Annotated in this window: 13 protein-coding genes; 9 read left to right on the top strand and 4 right to left on the bottom strand. The window is 51.8% G+C overall.

The window, feature by feature from the left end; genetic code table 11:
* Positions 1 to 59 precede the first annotated feature (59 nt).
* Together HHO50_RS09425 and HHO50_RS09430 are read left to right on the top strand one after the other, a co-directional pair.
* Positions 60 to 572, top strand: a complete 513-nt coding sequence (locus HHO50_RS09425) for a DUF6702 family protein (protein WP_181305765.1) — start codon at positions 60 to 62, stop codon at positions 570 to 572.
* Positions 573 to 868: 296 nt separating this feature from the next.
* A complete protein-coding gene (locus HHO50_RS09430) occupies positions 869 to 1,699 on the top strand; it encodes a hypothetical protein (RefSeq protein ID WP_219921500.1) in 831 nt (276 codons plus the stop codon).
* A gap of 374 nt (positions 1,700 to 2,073) precedes the next feature.
* On the opposite strand, the gene HHO50_RS09435 is transcribed toward HHO50_RS09430, so the two are convergent.
* A complete protein-coding gene (locus tag HHO50_RS09435; protein WP_181305766.1) occupies positions 2,074 to 4,065 on the bottom strand; it encodes an OmpA family protein in 1,992 nt (663 codons plus the stop codon).
* Between the two features lie 195 nt (positions 4,066 to 4,260).
* Between HHO50_RS09435 and lon the strand changes: the two genes are divergently transcribed.
* The 5 genes from lon (at position 4,261) to HHO50_RS09460 (ending at position 11,797) form a co-directional block, all read left to right on the top strand.
* Positions 4,261 to 6,759: an endopeptidase La gene (gene lon, locus HHO50_RS09440; protein WP_181305767.1), complete on the top strand. Its 2,499-nt coding sequence runs from the start codon at positions 4,261 to 4,263 to the stop codon at positions 6,757 to 6,759.
* A 24-nt stretch (positions 6,760 to 6,783) separates the two neighbouring features.
* Complete coding sequence (gene porQ / locus HHO50_RS09445; protein WP_181305768.1) at positions 6,784 to 7,830, top strand: type IX secretion system protein PorQ; 1,047 nt, start codon at positions 6,784 to 6,786, stop codon at positions 7,828 to 7,830.
* Positions 7,831 to 8,112: 282 nt separating this feature from the next.
* The gene (hslU, locus tag HHO50_RS09450; protein WP_181305769.1) at positions 8,113 to 9,519 is read left to right on the top strand and encodes an ATP-dependent protease ATPase subunit HslU; all 1,407 of its coding nucleotides are present in this window, start codon (positions 8,113 to 8,115) and stop codon (positions 9,517 to 9,519) included.
* 482 nt (positions 9,520 to 10,001) lie between these two features.
* Positions 10,002 to 10,730, top strand: coding sequence for an SDR family NAD(P)-dependent oxidoreductase (locus HHO50_RS09455; RefSeq protein ID WP_181305770.1), 729 nt, complete (start codon positions 10,002 to 10,004; stop codon positions 10,728 to 10,730).
* A 275-nt stretch (positions 10,731 to 11,005) separates the two neighbouring features.
* Complete coding sequence (locus HHO50_RS09460; RefSeq protein ID WP_181305771.1) at positions 11,006 to 11,797, top strand: S1/P1 nuclease; 792 nt, start codon at positions 11,006 to 11,008, stop codon at positions 11,795 to 11,797.
* A gap of 93 nt (positions 11,798 to 11,890) precedes the next feature.
* Here the strand turns inward: HHO50_RS09460 and HHO50_RS09465 are convergent, their stop codons facing one another.
* The gene (locus HHO50_RS09465; RefSeq protein WP_181305772.1) at positions 11,891 to 13,045 is read right to left on the bottom strand and encodes a hypothetical protein; all 1,155 of its coding nucleotides are present in this window, start codon (positions 13,043 to 13,045) and stop codon (positions 11,891 to 11,893) included.
* A gap of 832 nt (positions 13,046 to 13,877) precedes the next feature.
* Here HHO50_RS09465 and HHO50_RS09470 point away from each other — a divergent pair.
* Both HHO50_RS09470 and HHO50_RS09475 read left to right on the top strand, forming a co-directional pair.
* The gene (locus HHO50_RS09470; protein ID WP_181305773.1) at positions 13,878 to 14,384 is read left to right on the top strand and encodes a hypothetical protein; all 507 of its coding nucleotides are present in this window, start codon (positions 13,878 to 13,880) and stop codon (positions 14,382 to 14,384) included.
* Between the two features lie 46 nt (positions 14,385 to 14,430).
* Positions 14,431 to 14,862 (top strand): hypothetical protein, encoded by a 432-nt coding sequence (locus HHO50_RS09475; RefSeq protein ID WP_181305774.1) that lies wholly within the window; start codon positions 14,431 to 14,433, stop codon positions 14,860 to 14,862.
* A 537-nt stretch (positions 14,863 to 15,399) separates the two neighbouring features.
* Here the strand turns inward: HHO50_RS09475 and prfB are convergent.
* Both prfB and HHO50_RS09485 read right to left on the bottom strand, forming a co-directional pair.
* Positions 15,400 to 16,477 (bottom strand): peptide chain release factor 2 gene (gene prfB / locus HHO50_RS09480; protein ID WP_181305775.1). Its coding sequence is split into 2 segments (ribosomal slippage): positions 15,400 to 16,416 and positions 16,418 to 16,477, totalling 1,077 coding nucleotides; the frame shifts between segments, so codons are not numbered across the junction.
* A 737-nt stretch (positions 16,478 to 17,214) separates the two neighbouring features.
* Positions 17,215 to 18,285 carry a branched-chain amino acid aminotransferase gene (locus HHO50_RS09485; RefSeq protein ID WP_181305776.1) on the bottom strand — a complete coding sequence of 357 codons (1,071 nt, stop codon included), beginning with the start codon at positions 18,283 to 18,285 and terminating at the stop codon, positions 17,215 to 17,217.
* Between the last annotated feature and the right edge of the window lie 60 nt (positions 18,286 to 18,345).

Below are 18,345 nucleotides of genomic sequence, written 5' to 3' on the forward strand. Positions count from 1 at the left end.
ACGCAAGATAATTGCGTCTTTCTCTGTTTCTTGGGAAGAATGGGAAGAAGTTTAAAACGATGATGAAAAGAGCAGGTGGTTCTACATTTTGGCTGGCACTAGTGCTAGGGCTCTGGCTTCCGGCAGCGGCGTGGGCGCATGACTTCCACACCAGCATCACTGATGCCCGCTACAACCCCAAGAACCAGACGTATGAACTGTCTGTGCGCGTCTTCGCCGATGACCTGGAGGAGGCCCTGAGCCGCCGCCACAAAACCACCATCCGGTTAGACCGCTCAGAGAAGGTGAACAAACTCATGGCCGAGTACCTCCAAGCGCATGTAGCCATTTCTGCCGTGAAAGGCACCAGAGCCACCCAGAAGTTCCTGGGCGCGCAGGAAGAGGCTGATGCCGTCTGGCTGTACCTGGAAATCCCGGCCGGGAAGGTTCCAGCCGGGCAATTGTGGGTGCAGAATGCCCTTTTAGTGGAGATTTTCGACGATCAGACCAACATCCTGAATCTGGAGGTGGCTGGCAAAAAACGCTCCGTTCTCTGCCGTCCCGGCGAAACCCAGCAAACGGTAACCCTCTAGCTTTCTTTGAAAATTCACGGAACTGGCCGTAGGGGTATGCTCTACTTTCAGCATCTTTTTAACGTGCTCAAGCAAGTCGTTGCGGCGAAAGCGTGTACCTTTGCAACCTAGTGCCAAGGAGTTTATCCCTAGATAAATTAGAACCATATCAACCTGCCAGATAGGGAAGCAAGACAGGTCGTCTTCACACTTCTTATGGGGCAGGGGTTAATTTGAATAATGTTGTTTTTGCCTCATAGAAGAGTTGGGTGGAGGAAAGCGAAGAGGCCGTTTGAGTTGAATTTTAGGAGTACTTTATGAGAAAAAGCTTTCTTCGGGTAGTAGGATTCATGGTTGGTTTGGGGGCCACTGGTTGTTCCTCTGTGTACATGCCCAACGTGCCTAATACCCCTATGTTAACCTCCAAAGGAGAGTTAAGCACCAGCGGGCACATCACGTTAAAGGGCAATGCCAGTTTTAACTCGGCCTATGCCGTCACAGACCATGTGGGCGTGCTGCTAAGCGGGGCCATGATGAACAACAATAACGACAAGAAAGACTTCAGGCATAACTTGTTAGAGGCGGGCGGCGGCTACTTTACCACCTTTGGGCCTAACCAGAACCGTGTGTTGGAAGTGTACGCGGGTATTGGCCGCGGCAGCAGTGACCGAACCTACAAAGACAAAACGTCAGAAGGCCTCATGACCTATGACCGGCAGGAAACCACCTTCAACAAATATTTCATGCAGGTGAATTACTCTTCCAAGAAAAAACGGCTGCTGAAGCTGTTCGGGAATGAGCACTTCCTGAACTACGGCACCGCCTTACGGTTGAGTTATGTCACCATGGGAGAGTTTGTCCGGAATGACATCAAACAACCCACGGAGGACAATATCTTCTTTGAGCCCATCTTCTACACCCGCATGACGCTCACGCCTTCCATCCAACTCCAGTACACCAGCGGCAGCAACTTCGGGCTGAAGAACCGCGATTTTATGACCGCCGGTAACTCCGTTTTCAGCATTGGGTTTATTGTGAACGTGGGCGGCAGAAAATTGAAGAAAGACGCCCCCAGACCAGAAGATAGAACCCCAGCGCTGCCGTCATTGCCTAAATGGAATAAGAAAGGAAACACCATCAAGCTGTAATCAAGAGCATCAGTTAGAGCTTGTTTAAATTTCAGGTTTGCCGGCGAAAATGGTCAGAGAAAGGTTCTGCGGAAGCGTTTTTCTCGCCGCGTAGCAGCGCTACGGGGCGAGAAAAAGGCGAACGCAGGTTCTTTTTATGGCCGTTTGTAGCGCAAAAATGAAATTTAAGCATGCTCTTAAGACATAAAAAGTGTTTTGAGGCTGTTTTTCTAGAAAGAGCCTCAAAACACTTTTGTCGTTTATAACCTTTTGTTTGTGCTGAGATGTAGAGGCAACCATCAGGGATTGCCCCTACAGCCTGCTAACGTAGTGCCACCCTGGTGTAGTGGCGTTTTGGGGCTGATTTTAGGAAAGTAGCCCTAAAACGCTGGAGCTTACCAATCACCTCCGCCAGTGGCTCCGGGAGCGGGTCTGATCAGTTTGAATTCCACGCGGCGGTTCACGGCACGGTCTTCCACGGTGAGTTCGGGTTTGATGGGTTCTGAGCTGCCTTTGCCTACGGCCTCAATGCGGCCGGGGGCGAGTTTGCCTTTGTCCTCCAGGTACTTCTGGATGGAAAGGGCGCGCCATTGGGAGAGTTCCAGGTTGGCATCGGGGTTGCCGCTGGCATCGGTGTGGCCTTCAATGCTGAGTTTTAACTGCGGATGGTCTACCAGGAACAGCACAATGCGGTCTAGGGTGGGCTTCATGGCCTCTTTTATTTCGGCCTTGCCCTCATCAAACTCCAGGTTCTTGAAGATAAGCGGAATGCTGTAGTCAATGAGGCTGGTCATGATCTTGATCACAGAATCTTCTTTCAGGTTGATCTCCTGTTCAATAGAGAAAAAGTCGGGGCTCTGAATGAGCATCATGTAGCGGCTGTTGTCAATGAGGTCGAAGTCAAAGGAGCCGTCTTCGCGCAGGTACTTGGAGGCCACCTCAATGCCGTTGTCCAGGTCAATGATGGAGATAATGCCGTTCAGGGGTTTGTTGGTGACTGAGTCCATCAAGACACCCGTGAGTTTGGTGACGGCCAGCGGGTGCGCCTCCATGGGCAGCGGAAACGAGTACAGATCCAGGTTCTTGAGGTTGGTGGGCTCTGAGCGGGCGTAGTACAGGTTGGTGGAATTGGCGTTGATGGTGAAATAGTACTCACTGCCTTTGCCGTTCACCAAGGGGCCAATGTTGCGGGGTTCCTGCCAGTGGCCGTTGATGCGGTAGGCTTTATAGATGTCAAAGTCCCCGAAGTTGAGCAATTGTCCCCGCGAGCTGAAGTACAAAACCTGGTACAGCGGGTGGAAATAAGGGCTTACCTCACTTTCGCGGGTATTCACCACGGGGCCCAGGTTCTGGGCCGGGGCCCATTGTCCGTTTTTGCCTTTGTAGGTGAAATAGAGGTCAGACATGCCAAAACCGCCCAGACGGTCAGAGGCAAAGTAGAGCGTATCTTCCTGCGGCGAAAGCGTAGGCTGTGAATCCCAGGATCTGCTGTTCACGTTGGCACCCAGGTTCCTGAGTTGGCCCCAGGAACCATCGGCCAGGCGGGTGGCAGAGTAAATATCGCAGTTGCCCAAGCCATCGGGGCTTTCGCAGCGGGCAAAGTAAAGGGTTTTGCCGTCGCGGCTGAGGCAGGCCGAGCCTTCGTTGTACATGCTGTTGATGGGTTTGCCAAACGGTTCGCCCTCGTGCCAGAACCCATTCTCAAAGCGGGAGAAGTACAGGTCTTCATCGGTGCCGGTGGCTTTCACGCCTTTGCGGCGCGAGGTGTAAATGAACAGTTCCTCGTCTGAACGAACGGCCGGGCCGTAGTCTTCAGCTTTGGAATTGATGGCATCGCCCATGTTGGTGTACACGCCGCGCGGAGGCTTGAACGTAGCCACAGATTTGCGGTACTCCACCAGTTCATAGTAGTAGTGCAGCGGTACGTACAGGTCTTGGTTTTTCTTTTCCAGCGAGTCATAGTACTGCTGCACCTGCCTAATGTCGGTGCGGTGGTGCTTCAAAACCAAGCGGTAGCAAGCTATTGCTTTCTCCCGTTGCCCCAGCCTTTCATAAAGCTGCCCCAAACGCCAGAGAAGTTTTGTATCTTTATAAAAATTGTCAATCCCGAAGTTACCAACATACTCCGCCAGCAGAGGAAGCACCTTGTCCCAGGCTTTTTTCTTCTCCAGTTTCAGGATGGTGGCATACTTGGCTTTGTGGTAGTAATAAGGAATGCGGTTGATGTTAGGGAAATCCAGGGCGACTTCGGCTTGGGGGGCTTTTTTCCGGAGCGAGTCAGAAACCGGCCGTTGCTGTAGGCGCAGGGCGGGTTTGTTCTGTCCGGCGGCGGAGAAACCAAGAACCTGCGTGAGTAGAAGAAGAAGGAAAAACCCAGTACGCGACATAACAGAAAAGCATCTGAAAAGCATTATTTCAATACGCTCTTCCAAATGTAGCTCTTTCTAGGCTGAATTTATCCCAAACGCAACAGATTTCCCGCCAGATATTGGCACAGGACTTGACAAGTATCTATCTTCAAGACAAACAAGAGAACCGACGGGAGGGTTGCTGTCAAATTGGCATCCTCAGAGACACGACGTATGAATTATACCCAAGAGAACCTACTACAGCAACTCATGTTGACTGATTTATCTGATGATGGCAATGGCGAATTGATCTCCATCATCACCACAGAGTTGGATGACCTAGAGGGCGCTGAAAAAAATAACCCTGATTCCTTGCCGCTGCTGCCCATCAGAAACACAGTACTGTTTCCGGGCGTGGTCATTCCCATTACGGTAAGCCGGAAGAGATCTGTGCGGCTGGTACGCAAAGCCTACCGCGGCGACAAAACCGTGGGCGTGGTGGCCCAGAAGAACATGTCGGCCGAAGAACCTACGCCAGACGATTTGTTTGAGGTAGGCACCATGGCCAAGATCTTAAAAATGCTGGTGCTGCCAGACGGCAATACCACCATCATTATCCAGGGGCAGAGCCGCTTCAAGATTGAGGAGGTAACCCAGGAAGATCCGTTCATGGTAGCCAAGGTTTCTTACTGCCCAGAGACGTTCCCCAAAAAGAACAGCAAAGAGGTGAAGGCACTGGTGGAGTCTTTGCAAGAGGCGGCCGCCAAAATCCTGAAACTGAACCCCGAGATTCCGCAGGAGGCCCAGGTGGCCCTGGATAACATTGACAGCCCCAGCTTCCTGACCCATTTCCTGTCTTCCAACATCAACGCCGAAGTAGCCCAGAAACAGAAGTTGCTGGAGATCAATGACGGCGTGGAGCGCGGCACTACGCTGTTGCAACTGATGATGCGTGAGATCCAGATGCTGGAGATCAAGCAGGAAATCCACACCAAAGTGCATACGGATATTGACGAGCAGCAGCGTGATTATTTTCTGCGCCAGCAAATCAAGGTGCTGCAAGATGAGTTGGGCATGGAAGGCCCAGAGCAGGAAGTGGAGAAGATGCGGGCCGCTGCCGCCAAGAAAAAATGGCCCGAAGCCGTTGCCAAGCACTTCAGCAAGGAAATGGACAAACTCAGCCGCCTCAACCCGCAGGCCGCCGAGTACCCTATTTCCCTCAACTACTGCGAGTTCCTCCTGGACTTGCCCTGGAACGACTACACCAAAGACAACTTCAACCTGAAGCGCACCAAGAAGATTCTGGACGCTGACCACTACGGGTTGGAGAAAGTGAAAGAGCGCATTCTGGAGTACCTGGCCGTGCTTAAACTGAAGAACGACATGAAGGCGCCCATCCTTTGCCTTTACGGGCCGCCGGGCGTGGGGAAAACCTCGCTGGGCCGTTCCGTGGCCAAAGCCTTGGGCCGTAAATACGTGCGCATTGCCCTGGGCGGCGTACGCGATGAGGCCGAGATCAGAGGGCACCGTAAAACCTACGTGGGCGCTATGCCGGGCCGCATCATCAGCCAGATCAAGAAAGTAAGCTCCGCCAACCCGGTCATGATTCTGGACGAGGTAGACAAACTGACGTCTGATTTCCGGGGAGATCCGTCTTCGGCCTTGCTGGAGGTGCTAGACCCTGAGCAGAACCACACCTTCGTGGACAACTACCTGGAGGTGGAGTATGATCTGTCTAAAGTCCTGTTCATTGCCACGGCCAACTCGCTGGATACCATTCACCCCGCCTTGCGTGACCGGATGGAGATCATTGAGGTGACCGGCTACACCGTAGAGGAGAAAACCGAAATCGCGAAGCGCCATCTTATCCCTAAACAGAAGGAAGACCATGGACTGCTACCCAAAGATGTGGCGTTCTCTACGGCGGCCATCCAGAAGGTGATTGAAGACTATTCCCGTGAATCTGGGGTCAGAAACCTGGAGCGCAAATTAGGGGCGGTGATCCGGAACATTGCCAAATCCAAAGCCATGGAAGAGGAATGGCCCGCTAAACTGGAACCCAAAGACGTGCTGCGCATTCTGGGGCCCGAGATTTTTGACAAAGAACTGTACCAAGACAACGAAACCGCCGGCGTGGTGACGGGCCTGGCCTGGACATCGGTGGGCGGAGACATTCTGTTTATTGAGTCATTGTTGAGCCGGGGCAAAGGTAAATTGACCCTGTCTGGCCAGTTAGGCGATGTGATGAAGGAATCTGCCATTACGGCGGTTTCTTACCTCCGCGCCCGCGCCGATGAACTGGGCATTGACTACCGCCTCTTTGACCAATATGACCTGCACATCCACTTCCCCGAAGGGGCGGTACCCAAAGATGGGCCTAGCGCCGGTATCGCCATCTTTACGTCCATTGCCTCGGTGTTCACCCAACGCAAGGTGCGGTCGCATTTGGCTATGACCGGGGAGATCACGCTGCGCGGAAAAGTACTGCCGGTGGGCGGCATTAAGGAAAAGATTCTGGCCGCCAAGCGGGCGGGCATCAAAGATGTGATTCTGTGCCAGAAAAACCGCAAGGACGTGAACGAGATCTCGGCGCACTACATTGAAGGCCTCAACATCCATTATGTAGACCGCGTGGACGAGGTGCTTGATTATGCGCTCTTACCGGAGAAAGTGGCCAAACCTTTAGAGCTGCGGGTACGCGAAGAAGCGGTTCCGGCCAAAGCTGAAAGCTGATTTTAGCCTATTTTTGGAAAACGAATGCAGAAACGCCTTCTCCTTTGGGGTCTAATGCTGGTTGCCGCCGGGCAACCGGCTTCCGCCCAGATGGGAGGGCGTTCTGTGTTTCGGTTTCTGGACGTGCCCACGCACGCCCGGGTAGCGGCGCTGGGCGGGGTCAACGTTTCCTCGGGGTTGGAAGACGTGAATGCCGCAGGGGCCAACCCGGCGTTGATGCACGGCAAAACCAATCACCACCTGGGACTCACGCACCTGAATTATTTAGCTGATGTAAGCCAGAATAATGTCAACTACACCTTTGAAAGCAGCCGTTGGGGCCGAAACGCCGTGGGCATCCAGTACCTGGACTATGGTTCGTTCACCCAAACCAATGAGGCCGGGGTAGAAGAGGGCCGCTTTCACGTGCGCGACTACGCGGTTTCCTTGTCGCATGCCGCCACCATTGCGCCTTTCACCTTGGGGGGCACGGCTAAAGTTGCCGTTTCCAGCATTGCCGGAGACCAGGCCGTAGCCATGCTGGTAGACCTAGGCGGAACCTTCAAACACCCCGAGCAGGATTTTGTGATAGGCCTGGCCATCAGGAATCTGGGCGTGATGCTGAAGCCCTATGACAACGGCGAGCGCGAAGACATGCCGCTAGACATTCAACTTGGGGCCAGCTTTAAACCAGAACACGCCCCTTTCAGGCTGTCAGTGACGGCGCACCAACTGCAACGCTTTGACATTGTCTACCTTGACCCAGATAAACCTGGCGCCATCAACGAGAACAACGAAGAAGTGAAAGCCGAGAAAACCTTCGGTGATAAGCTGGCCAGGCACTTTGTGGTAGGCGGGGAGTTTATTCTGGGGCCGGGCTTTCAACTGCGGGCTGGCTATAACCACCTCCGCAGAAAAGAGCTGGTGGTAGAAAACGTTGGCGGCATGGCCGGGTATTCCTTCGGGGCTTCCGTCAAAGTGCACGCCTTTCGGTTTGAATACACCTATGCCAAGTACCACGTAGCCGGGGCCAGCAATTACCTCACCCTCAACACAGATTTGAACCGTTTCCTGAAAAAGAAGCTGGATTGATGTTTGTAGGAGGGGAAGATGTGGAAATTTGAAGATGTGGGAAGGGGATAGGCGTTTTGGGGCTGATTTCTGGAAAAGAAGCCGAAAACCGTTAAAACCGCTGTTGGCAGTTCTCACCAACAACTTTTTGCATAAGACGTTAAGGCAGGTGAGCGTCTGAACAGATGAACTTAAATTAAAACAAACCGGTAGTTCACCGTTTAAAAGAAGATAACCAGTACAAAGAATGAGCAGGCTTTTATTACTCATTCAAGCACTCATTCTCTCAATCACTCCATAAATATGCTAGATTCAAGTAAGTATTTAACCCCTAGGCAGATTGTAGCCGAGTTAGATAAATATATCATTGGGCAGCACGATGCCAAACGGAACGTGGCCATTGCCTTGCGTAACCGCTGGCGCCGGATGCACGCGGATCCCGAGATGCAGAAAGAAATTGTGCCCAACAATATCTTGATGATTGGGGCCACTGGCGTGGGAAAGACCGAGATCGCCCGCCGCCTAGCCAGCATTGCCGATGCCCCTTTCACCAAAGTAGAAGCCTCTAAGTTTACTGAAGTGGGCTACGTGGGCCGTGACGTGGAAAGCATGGTGCGTGACCTGGTAGAACAGGCCGTGAACATGGTGAAAACCCGCAAAAAAGAAGAAGTAAAGCAACAGGCCGCCCTCCTGGTGGAAGAAGTGATTTTGGATGCCCTCATCCCGCCCATCAGCCAGCCGGGCAACCGCGACATGGTAGGCTTCGGCGGCAACAATCATTCCTCTGCTGAGATGCCCGATAGCGACCTGGAACTGAATGAGCGTACCCGCGAGCGGTTCAGACAAAAAATCCGGAACGGCGAGCTGGAAGACCGCAAGATTGACATCAAGGTGTCGCAGAGTCCGTCCTCGGGCGTGGGCGTCATGGGGCCGGGCATGGATGAAATGCAGATGGCGGGCATCCAGGAAATGATTGGGAACATGATGCCCAAGAAAACCAAGAAGCGCAAAGTGACCATTGCCGAAGCGCGTAAAATCCTGCTGGAAGAAGAAGCGGCCAAGCTCATTGACATGGACGAAGTCAAAGAAGAAGCCATCCAGAAAGCCGAGAGCGCCGGCGTGATCTTCATTGACGAGATTGACAAAGTAGCCAGTGCCAGCGGCAAAGGCGGCAGCGGCCCAGACGTAAGCCGCGAGGGCGTACAACGCGATTTACTTCCTATTGTGGAAGGCAGCACCGTGAACACCAAATACGGCGTCATCAAAACCGACCATATTCTGTTCATCGCCGCGGGGGCGTTTCACGTGGCCAAACCGTCAGATTTGATTCCTGAGCTGCAGGGCCGTTTCCCCATCAGAGTGGAGCTGCAAAGCCTGAGCAAAGACGATTTCTACCAAATCCTGAAGTTTCCCAAGAACGCCTTGACCAAGCAGTACGAAGAACTGCTCCGGGCCGAAGGGGTGGAACTCAGCTTCACCGATGAAGCCCTGCGCAAACTGGCCGAAATCTCGTTTGAGGTAAACGCCGAGGTGGAGAACATTGGTGCCCGCCGCCTGCACACCGTCATGAGCCGCCTGCTCAATGATATTTTGTTTGAAGTGCCAGACACCATTCCGCCCAACGCGCACCTCATGATCACCCCAGAACTGGTAGAAGAACGCCTCCGGGACATGGTGAAAAACCGCGACCTGAGCCAATACATTTTGTAGAATTAGAAATTAGGAATTAGTTTTTTCCTCTTGTCCTCCTGAAAGGATCTTGTGGGCAAACGGTAACAGCAGCTATTCAGAGCCTTTCTAGTTCGCTCACAAGATCATTCCAAGATGACAAAACTATAACAGAAAGAGCCGCTGCCAGAGGGAAGCGGCTCTTTCTGTTTTGAGCCTATTTTGCAAAAATGACGCTGAAAACAGAACTACTACCAATTATCTATGGCACGGAAGTAACTTCCGCGCCATAGTGAGAGGTTGCATAGGCCAAGAGGCGGCCAGAGGCCGCAGGTATCCCCCATTCGCCAGAGGCGAGCGAGTGTTCTGTTTTAGGGCCATTTTCCCAAAATACCGCTGAAAACAGAACTAATGCTTCCACAAGGCCAACGGTGAAAGCTAAACTCTGCTAGAGTACTTTTGCGTATGCTGAAATGGAATTCGGTTTCAGTCATCCCTAATTCTCAATTATTAATTGATTAGAAATGAACTACTACATCATCACCGGGGCCAGCCGGGGGTTGGGAAAAGCCCTGGCCGAGGCCTTGTTAGAGGACGAAAATAACTGCGTAGTGGGCGTTTCCCGCAACAGCACCATCACGCATGCCCGCTATCGGCACCAGCCGCTGGACTTTTCAGACATTGCCGGGGTGGAGCATAACCTGCACAAAGTGTTCGCGCCATTTGAAGATGCCCAGAAACTGGTGCTGGTGAACAACGCCGGGGTGATTGGGGAGATTGGCTACGTTGGCCAGAGCAAGAATGAGCACTTTGAGTTCGTCTTTGACGTGAACGTGATTGTGCCGGCCATGCTTATGAACCTATTTCTGCAAAGCTACCAGCACCGCCCCAACTGCAAAAAAATGATTGTGAACATCAGTTCTGGGGCCGGGCAGAGAGCCAAAGACGGTTGGGCGGCTTACTGCGCCTCCAAAGCCGCGCTGGACATGCTCTCGCAAACGGCGCAGCTGGAGCAAGACCAGTTAGGAACGGGTGTACAGGTGTTCTCTCTGTCCCCGGGTTTGATTGACACTGAGATGCAGGAGCAGATCAGGGCTGCTGATGCAGGGCAGTTCAGCAGTGTTGAGCAGTTCAGGGACTACAAAGCGCAAGGTGCCTTGGTGTCCCCAGAAGATGTGGCCCAAAAAGTAATGAAACTGATGGAAGAGCCACATCTGGCCAGCGCCGTGGTTTGTTCCGTGCGTGATTTTTAAGGGCTTTTGTAATTTTTGGATTCGTAAGCTCAACTGGCAAGTTAAGGTTCTACGGAAGCCTGTATCAGAGCCTCATAGCAACGCTGCGAAAGCGAGGGAAGCGCGAGCGCAGGTTCTCTCTTTGGCCGTTTGCAGCACGAAAGGCAAAGTTTAACAGGCATGAAGGGCGTTTTAAGGGTGTTTACGAGAAAACAGGCAAGAATCAGTTAAGGTAGGGCGATGCCGGTTTTTTGACCTACTTTTGTATTTCCGATTCCAAACCATCCAACCAAAGCATGAGCGTTTTCAAAAAACTGATTGTATTCAGCGTCTTCCTGTATTTGCCGTTCCAGTCCATGGCGTGGGGCATGCTGGGGCACCGCATTGTGGGCGAAATAGCCGACCGTCACCTTTCCTCCAAGGCCAGAAAGAACATCAAAAAGATACTGGGCAATGAATCCATTGCCATGGCCAGCAACTGGGCCGACTTTGTCAAGTCTGATCCGGCGTATGACTATTTAGATAAATGGCATTACGTGAATCTGAAACAAGGCTTGACCCAGAGCGAGGTGGAAGCGTTTCTCCAGCAGGACACCGCCACAGATGCCTACACCCGCATTCAGTTTCTTCAGAATGAACTAAAGAAAAAGGATTTGCCCCAAGTCCGGCAGGTCACGTACCTGCGGCTGCTGATCCATTTTGTGGGAGATGTGCACCAACCCATGCACGTTGGCCGTCCCGAAGACCTGGGCGGCAACCGCATTAGGGTGGAGTGGTTCAACCAGCCCTCCAACCTGCACCGGGTATGGGATTCGCAGTTGCTGGAGCACCAACAGTTAAGCTACACCGAGTACGCCACCGCCCTCAATTTTGCCTCCAAAGACCAGGTAAAAACGTGGCAGAAACAATTGGCCCCTATCTGGTTTTTTGAGTCTTACCAGATTGCCCAGCAGTTGTACAAAGGTATTACTAAGCCCGGAGAGAACCTTAGCTACCGCTATAATTTTGATTACGTGCAAACCATGAATGATCAGCTTCTAAAAGGCGGTGTGCGCCTGGCCGGAGTGCTGAATGAAATCTTCGGCTAAGCGTTTTCTGTTTTAAGCCGATTTTCTCAAAAACGGCACCAAAAAGGCGGATACTCTTAGAGGAGTATCCGCCTTTTTGGTTTACAGGTGTAGCTAGGGCTTAATCTTCAGTTCGCGCAGTTCCTGGTCTATCTTCTGGTTCCATCTTTCCTGGGCCACGCGGTTGAGGCCGTGACTGGTTTCACCATCATACTGTTTCTGCAGTTTGTCCATTTCCCACAGCGCTTCCAGGTACTGGTATCTGATAATGCTTTCATAGTCTTCCAGGGTAAGCTTCTCGGGTCTTAACCGCTGCTTGTAATGTTCAGAAACCAGTTTCAGGATATCAAAGTGGCGCTGTTCATGGTTGAGGGTGTACTCCGTTCTGGAATCTGGCAGCACCTTAGACAAATTGCGCAGGATGTACGGTTTGGTAGAGACCCGTATATGAATCACGCCATTCTCAACGGTAGAGTGAATGTCATTGGAAAGCCCGGGGAAAACCGTAGCTGCATAATTGCCCGAGATTCGGGAACCGCCCTTGAAATCGCTCCAGTTCAATGGCCGGTCTGGGTCATAGAACAGGGTATCATCGTCTTGGTGTTGCTTGTAGTCTTCAAAATGCACCTTTATTTCCCGCGCCAGTTTCTCATTGTGGGCCGCCTCTTTGTCTATCCAGAGGGTGAGGTAGCGCAGTGATTCAGACAAAGTCTTCCTCAAGGTAGGTTCCACCACGGCCAAACTGTTCACCGGACGGGCGTACCGCGCGCCGCTTTTATAATTAAACAAGTGTAATCTCTTGCCTTCGCGCTGCACCTCAAAAGCCGCCGAGATCTGGACTTGTCCTTCCACCCGGCCCCCGGCCCTCGGCTTCTCTGTGACTTGGTATTCTTTCAGCCGCATGATAATAGGGCGGGCTTTAGAGTTGTGCGAGAAACTTTCGTTGATGTATTTCTTGATGGCCGCCACACTGCCCCCCTGGAAATCTACGGCCTGAGGCGCGGCAGTGGTCGTTGTAGGGGCGGTAGGCACTAGTAAGCCCACCGCTTTGGGGTTCTGGCGCTCGTCCACCACATCGGCTACATAAAACTCCTTGGTCTGGAAAGGCAGCTGCTCAGATTTGAGTACCAAAGGCTCCTGTTTGGCCGCAGGTTTCCCGGCGCCGCCGATGACCAGCAGGAAGGGCAGAAAAAGAAGCAGAAGCCAGCGGCATTTATCAACTATTTTTATTCCCTGCTGAGGCAAGGAGCTATATGGGTGCAGGTTCATCAGTAAAGGTTTGAAGATCTGCTACTTTGGATTCAGGGAAGTAGCTGTTTGGTGAACATGCAGGAAATGGGATGGGTTCAACAGGAGGGCTTCTGTAAGGGTTCTATAGCTTTACGTAAGGGTACAAGGCTTATATTTCTGTTTTATACCTCTATTGGTTCATAACTGGCTTCTTTGGTGATATTGGCGGGTGCACGCCATACGGTATTCCCCTGGCTTTTCCGCTTTCTGCGTGGGTGCACGTGCTGTGTTGTTTCATCTTTGGCGGTATGCGCTCACGGCCGCGAGGCCCCGCCTTCCCCTCTCGCACTGCCCTTTCGGCCTGAGAAGATATTCGCTCTTAGTTTTGCCTGTCCAGGGCCAAAAGCGAGGCGCGCTCGGGGAAGACTGGAACTGGGGAAAGTAGCAGAAGTGGTGCTACTGATAGAACCCGTAGAGACCAGGCATGCCTGGTCTCTTACACGCATTCCCATCTTCTGCAAAGTAGAATTTCCCTCCTGGGAGGGGTTGGGGTGGGTTCTGGCGCTCCACCATCTTCCAAGGCGCATACATCACCACTAGGTGTTTTTGGTCTGTTTTTCAGGAAGTAGGCGTAAATCGGTTACCGTGTTTTGCTTTCTTACCAAAAATGCAAACCAAGGCAAACTGCGCGCTCCAGCAGAAGGATTGAATTTAAAGCTTTGTTGGCTCCGTAAAAACCACTATCTTCATAGTAGTGCTGAAAGATGGGAAAGCTGAGAATCAAAGAGAAAGCATAAAGGTTTTTTGATCTCTCCTGCGCCCTGGCTTTGCATTTAACGTATCAAGGAAATGAACCTTTTCATCTTTTGATATGAAAACATCCTTTCGCCTCTCATTTGTCCTGCTGCTGGTGACGGGGAGCGTTGCCTCTGCGCAGCTGCCCTCAAGGCCAGAAGTATACCCCAAAACTGCCATTGCTTCTTTTCCTGTGAAAGTTCCGCTGGTGCTCATCAATTCGCAGGAGACTTACTGGCAGAGTTTGATTGTGTACGAGTCAGATGTGCAGGTGCTCCAGGTCTACAAGAATGCTGGGGCGGTGAAGCCGTATGGCACCAAAGGCCAAAACGGCGTGGTAGTGGCGGCTGTCAAAGGAAACCCGCAGCTGTACCGGTTAAGCGGAGTGTTAGACCATTTCCAGGTACCGGCAGAGCAGCGGAGACTGAAAGTGCTGGTGAACAACAGGCAGGTAAATCCTGATTATTTATTAGCGGATATCCGCCAGATCCAGAAAGTGGAAGTCACCAAGCAAGACCCCACTGCACCAATTAGGCTTAGCTGGAACCCTGACGAGGAATTCCTCAACATTGTGACGATATAGTAACTATGTTTACCTATTAACCTACGTTTAGAAAGAAGCATCAGAAATGGAAAAGAAGATCTTTGCGGTGCTCGTGCTGTTTTTAGCGGTTGGAACAGCTTTTGCCCAGGCACCTACTGATAGTACCAAGGCCCAGAAAAGTCCTGAACTATTGCCGCGGTTAAAGTTTAAAAAGAAGGCAGACAGGTCAGCCTTTAAGTTTGAGATGCCTCAAGAGAACGGGCGAAACCTTATTGCTAGAGCACTACCTGATTTTACTACCCCACCACCAGCGAAACAGGAGGAAGAAGTGACGCCGTTCTACAGCAACATGCCAATGGCTAAACTGCAAGGAAGAAAGCAGCCAATGCCCGCCGCAAAAGCAGATTCTACCAGGCACTATCATCTGCTGAAGAAGCGTTTCAAAGTGCTTCCTGTGCCCACTGAGCCAGAAGAATCAAAGGAAACTGAATATCAGGGCACAGAATCAAGAAAGTAGACAGGTGCTTGGAAGCGGGGAGCAGTAGTTGTGGATGCCTTTTTTGCCGTAGCATCCCTTTTATGCCAAATCAAATAAAAAACCTGTTTAGAGTTTTTCATTAATCGGCGTTTAGAGCAATTCCTCTGGTGCAAGCGTCCGCTGGTGCCGTTGTTTTTAGGCTACTTTTATGGAAACAGGCCAGAAACAGGAGGTTTATCTGCACACTAGTGCAAGCATCCGCTTGTATCGCCGTTTTATGCCTGTTTTTATAAAAACAGGCATAAAACTCTAAACAGCTTCAAAGTAAGTACGCGGACAAAATTAGTTTGACTTACTTATCTTCCTCCTGGGAGGATCTTGGTGGCGAACGGCATTAGCGTTTCATCAAAGCTATTCTAGTTCGCCCACAAGATCCTTCCAGGAGGACAAATAGTATAACGTAATGCTGTCTCCGTACTTAGTTGGTAGTAGCCTCTTTGCCAGAAAACAGCCTTAAAACAGGAAGGCCTTTCCACTCTGCTGCGGAAAGGCCTTCTCGTTTTAGAAAATCTAACTTTACGCCTGCATCAGGAATGCTTTGATGTAGTCATCCAGGTCACCGTCCAGCACATTCTGCACATCGGTGCGTTCTACGCCTGTTCTAATGTCTTTGATGAGCTTATACGGGTGCAGCACGTAGTTGCGGATCTGCGAACCGAAGTCAATGCGCTTTTTGGTGCTTTCCACTTTGTCGCGCTCCTCATTGCGCTTGTTGACCTCAATCTGGTAGAGCTGCGATTTCAGCATTCTAATGGCGTGCTCCTTGTTCATGAGCTGCGAGCGTTCAATCTGCACCGCAATGGTAATGCCCGTGGGTTTGTGCTTCAGGCGGACGGCTGTCTCTACCTTGTTCACATTCTGCCCACCGGCCCCACCGGCGCGGTACGTATCCCACTCAATATCCCCGGGGTTCACGTTAATCTCAATGGTGTCATCCACCACCGGGTACACAAACACAGAGGCAAAGGAAGTGTGGCGGCGTCCGCCCGAGTCAAAAGGGGAGATGCGCACCAAGCGGTGTACGCCAATCTCGGCTTTCAGGTAGCCGTAGGCAAAATCCCCGTCAAACTGCAGCGTCGCCGATTTAATGCCCGCGCCCTCCCCGTGCTGAAGGTCTAGTTGTTTCACCGTGTAGCCTTTGCGCTCACCCCACATGAGGTACATGCGGTACAGCATCTCGGCCCAATCCTGGCTTTCCGTTCCGCCCGCGCCGGAGTTTACCTCCAGCACCGCGCCCAACTGGTCTTCCTCGTTGCTGAGCATCCGCTTGAACTCCAATCCTTCCACCGAAGCTTCGGCGGCTTTATATTCGGCGGTGATGTCTTCCTCAGAAACGTCGCCTTCCTTGTAGAAATCAAAAAGCACCTCCAGGTCATCTACCGCCTTAGACATCACCTCAAAGTCATCGGTCCAGGTCTTCAGGCTTTTGGCCTCCTTTAATACCGTCTCGGCTTTCTTGGGATCATCCCAAAAGTCTGGGGCAGTAGATTGCGCCTCAATGCTGGTTATCTGTTCTTTCTTGGTATCGTAGTCAAAGATACCTCCTCAACGCCTCTACTCGGCCTTTCAATTCTTTTACTTGTTCTTGGGTCATATTAGGAGTGTGCTACTGCAAATAGGCGCAATAGCCGTTTTTACAAAGATACTAGTTATAAGGAAAGTTGGTGGAAAAGGTTGTAGTGAGGATTGTACTCTGGACAATCTGGAAGGAGGAGAGAACCCGTTGCTTTCACCCCGCCAAAGAAAAGCGTTTTAGGCCTGATTTAGTGAAAACAGGCTTAAAACGCGATTGGCACAGACGCTTGCCAGTCTGAAGACACTGCAAGGTCTTTTGAGCAGGCATTTTTGCAATATGAAACACAACCCACCCCTACCCCTCCGAGGAGGGGAATACGCCTTTGCACAGGGAATAAGGACAATATAACTTGTACAACCAATAACTGCCACTGCCTTTGCTACAATGGCCTTTACTACTGTCCCCAGTTCCAGTCTTCCCCGAGCGCGCCTCGCTTTTGGCCATAGATAGACTTCAGCTAAGAGAAGAGAACCTCCCAGGCCGAAAGGGCAGTGCGCGAGGGGAAGACGGGGCCTCGCGGCCGTGAGCGCTTAGCGGAACAGATGAAACAATACAGCGCTTGCACCCACGCAACAAGCGTACAAGCCAAGGGAATAGCATAAGGCGTGCACCTTAACACGCGATAACCGGACAAACCAAGGTGACAGCATAAGGCAGATCCAACTATTACCTCGTCTCTCCTCCAAAAAAAAATCCGTTTTGGGGCCGTTTCTCGCAAAACAGCCCCAAAACGGATTCAAAAAATAACAGGGAGTTTAAACCACCGGCACCACCCATCCATGCGGATCAGGCGCCAGACCGTAACGGATATTATCCAGTTCAACAGAGATCTTGTTAGAGAGCGTGCGCTCCGCAACCGGCGGTAACATCATTTCATCCCCTCTAAAGGTAATAGACTGAATGTGCGCTATGGTGGCGGCGGTACCGGTGCCAAACGCATCTTCCAGTGTACCAGCTTTATAAGCATCAACAATCTCCTGCACTTTAATGCGTCTTTCCTCCACCGGTACACCCCAGTCACGGGCCAGTTGCAGGACGCTGTCGCGGGTGACACCTGCCAGAATGGACGTGCTCAGGGCCGGCGTGACCAGGGTGCCGTCAATCACGAACATGACGTTCATGGTGCCAGATTCCTCAATGTAGTTGTGCTCACGGCCATCGGTCCAGATGATTTGGTGGTAGCCTTCTTCGTGGGCCAGTTTAGCGGGGAGCAAAGATCCGCCGTAGTTCCCGGCCGCTTTGGCAAAGCCGAATCCGCCTTCCACGGCACGGGTGTAGTGCTCTTCAATTTTCACGCGCACGGGCTCAGCGTAGTACCCGCTGGCGGGGCTGCAAAAGATCATGAACTTGTATTCTGACGCCGGGCGAACCCCTAGCAGGCCCTCAGACCCGAACATGAACGGACGGATGTACAACGAATATCCAGGGCGCTGCGGAACCCAGTCAGCGTCTAACGCCACCAACTGTTTCAAACCCTCCATGAACAGTTCCTCCGGAATCTCGGGCATGCACAACCGAACGGCCGATTTGTTCATTCTGGCCCAGTTGTCCTGCGGCCGGAAAAGCACCACGTTGCCTTCCTGGGTTTTGTAGGCTTTCATTCCTTCAAACATGGCTTGCCCATAATGCAGGGCGGCGGCGGCCGGACTTACTTGAATTGGGCCGTAAGGAAGAATGCGCGGTTGTTGCCAGGCACCGTCTTTGTAATCTATCTCCAGCATGTGGTCTGCAAAGACCTTCCCGAACTGCAGGTTTTCTAAATCAAGATCGGCTAACTGACTGGCGGTGGTAACGGTAGTATGAATAGACATGGATTCTGTTTGCATAGATTAGGTGATATGGTGAGTAATATACGCGATTCTGGCAATTCTGAATAAGAGCCTGCT

Origin of the sequence: Rufibacter sp. XAAS-G3-1 (genome assembly GCF_013623775.1) — a bacterium.
Lineage (GTDB): Bacteria > Bacteroidota > Bacteroidia > Cytophagales > Hymenobacteraceae > Nibribacter.

Bases quoted from the DNA above. Each gene is read 5' to 3' on its own strand.
- HHO50_RS09425 (WP_181305765.1), top strand. From the start codon at position 60: ATGATGAAAAGAGCAGGTGGTTCTACATTTTGGCTGGCACTAGTGCTA.
- HHO50_RS09430 (WP_219921500.1), top strand. From the start codon at position 869: ATGAGAAAAAGCTTTCTTCGGGTAGTAGGATTCATGGTTGGTTTGGGG.
- HHO50_RS09435 (WP_181305766.1), bottom strand. From the start codon at position 4,065: ATGTCGCGTACTGGGTTTTTCCTTCTTCTTCTACTCACGCAGGTTCTT.
- lon (WP_181305767.1), top strand. From the start codon at position 4,261: ATGAATTATACCCAAGAGAACCTACTACAGCAACTCATGTTGACTGAT.
- porQ (WP_181305768.1), top strand. From the start codon at position 6,784: ATGCAGAAACGCCTTCTCCTTTGGGGTCTAATGCTGGTTGCCGCCGGG.
- hslU (WP_181305769.1), top strand. From the start codon at position 8,113: ATGCTAGATTCAAGTAAGTATTTAACCCCTAGGCAGATTGTAGCCGAG.
- HHO50_RS09455 (WP_181305770.1), top strand. From the start codon at position 10,002: ATGAACTACTACATCATCACCGGGGCCAGCCGGGGGTTGGGAAAAGCC.
- HHO50_RS09460 (WP_181305771.1), top strand. From the start codon at position 11,006: ATGAGCGTTTTCAAAAAACTGATTGTATTCAGCGTCTTCCTGTATTTG.
- HHO50_RS09465 (WP_181305772.1), bottom strand. From the start codon at position 13,045: ATGAACCTGCACCCATATAGCTCCTTGCCTCAGCAGGGAATAAAAATA.
- HHO50_RS09470 (WP_181305773.1), top strand. From the start codon at position 13,878: ATGAAAACATCCTTTCGCCTCTCATTTGTCCTGCTGCTGGTGACGGGG.
- HHO50_RS09475 (WP_181305774.1), top strand. From the start codon at position 14,431: ATGGAAAAGAAGATCTTTGCGGTGCTCGTGCTGTTTTTAGCGGTTGGA.
- HHO50_RS09485 (WP_181305776.1), bottom strand. From the start codon at position 18,285: ATGCAAACAGAATCCATGTCTATTCATACTACCGTTACCACCGCCAGT.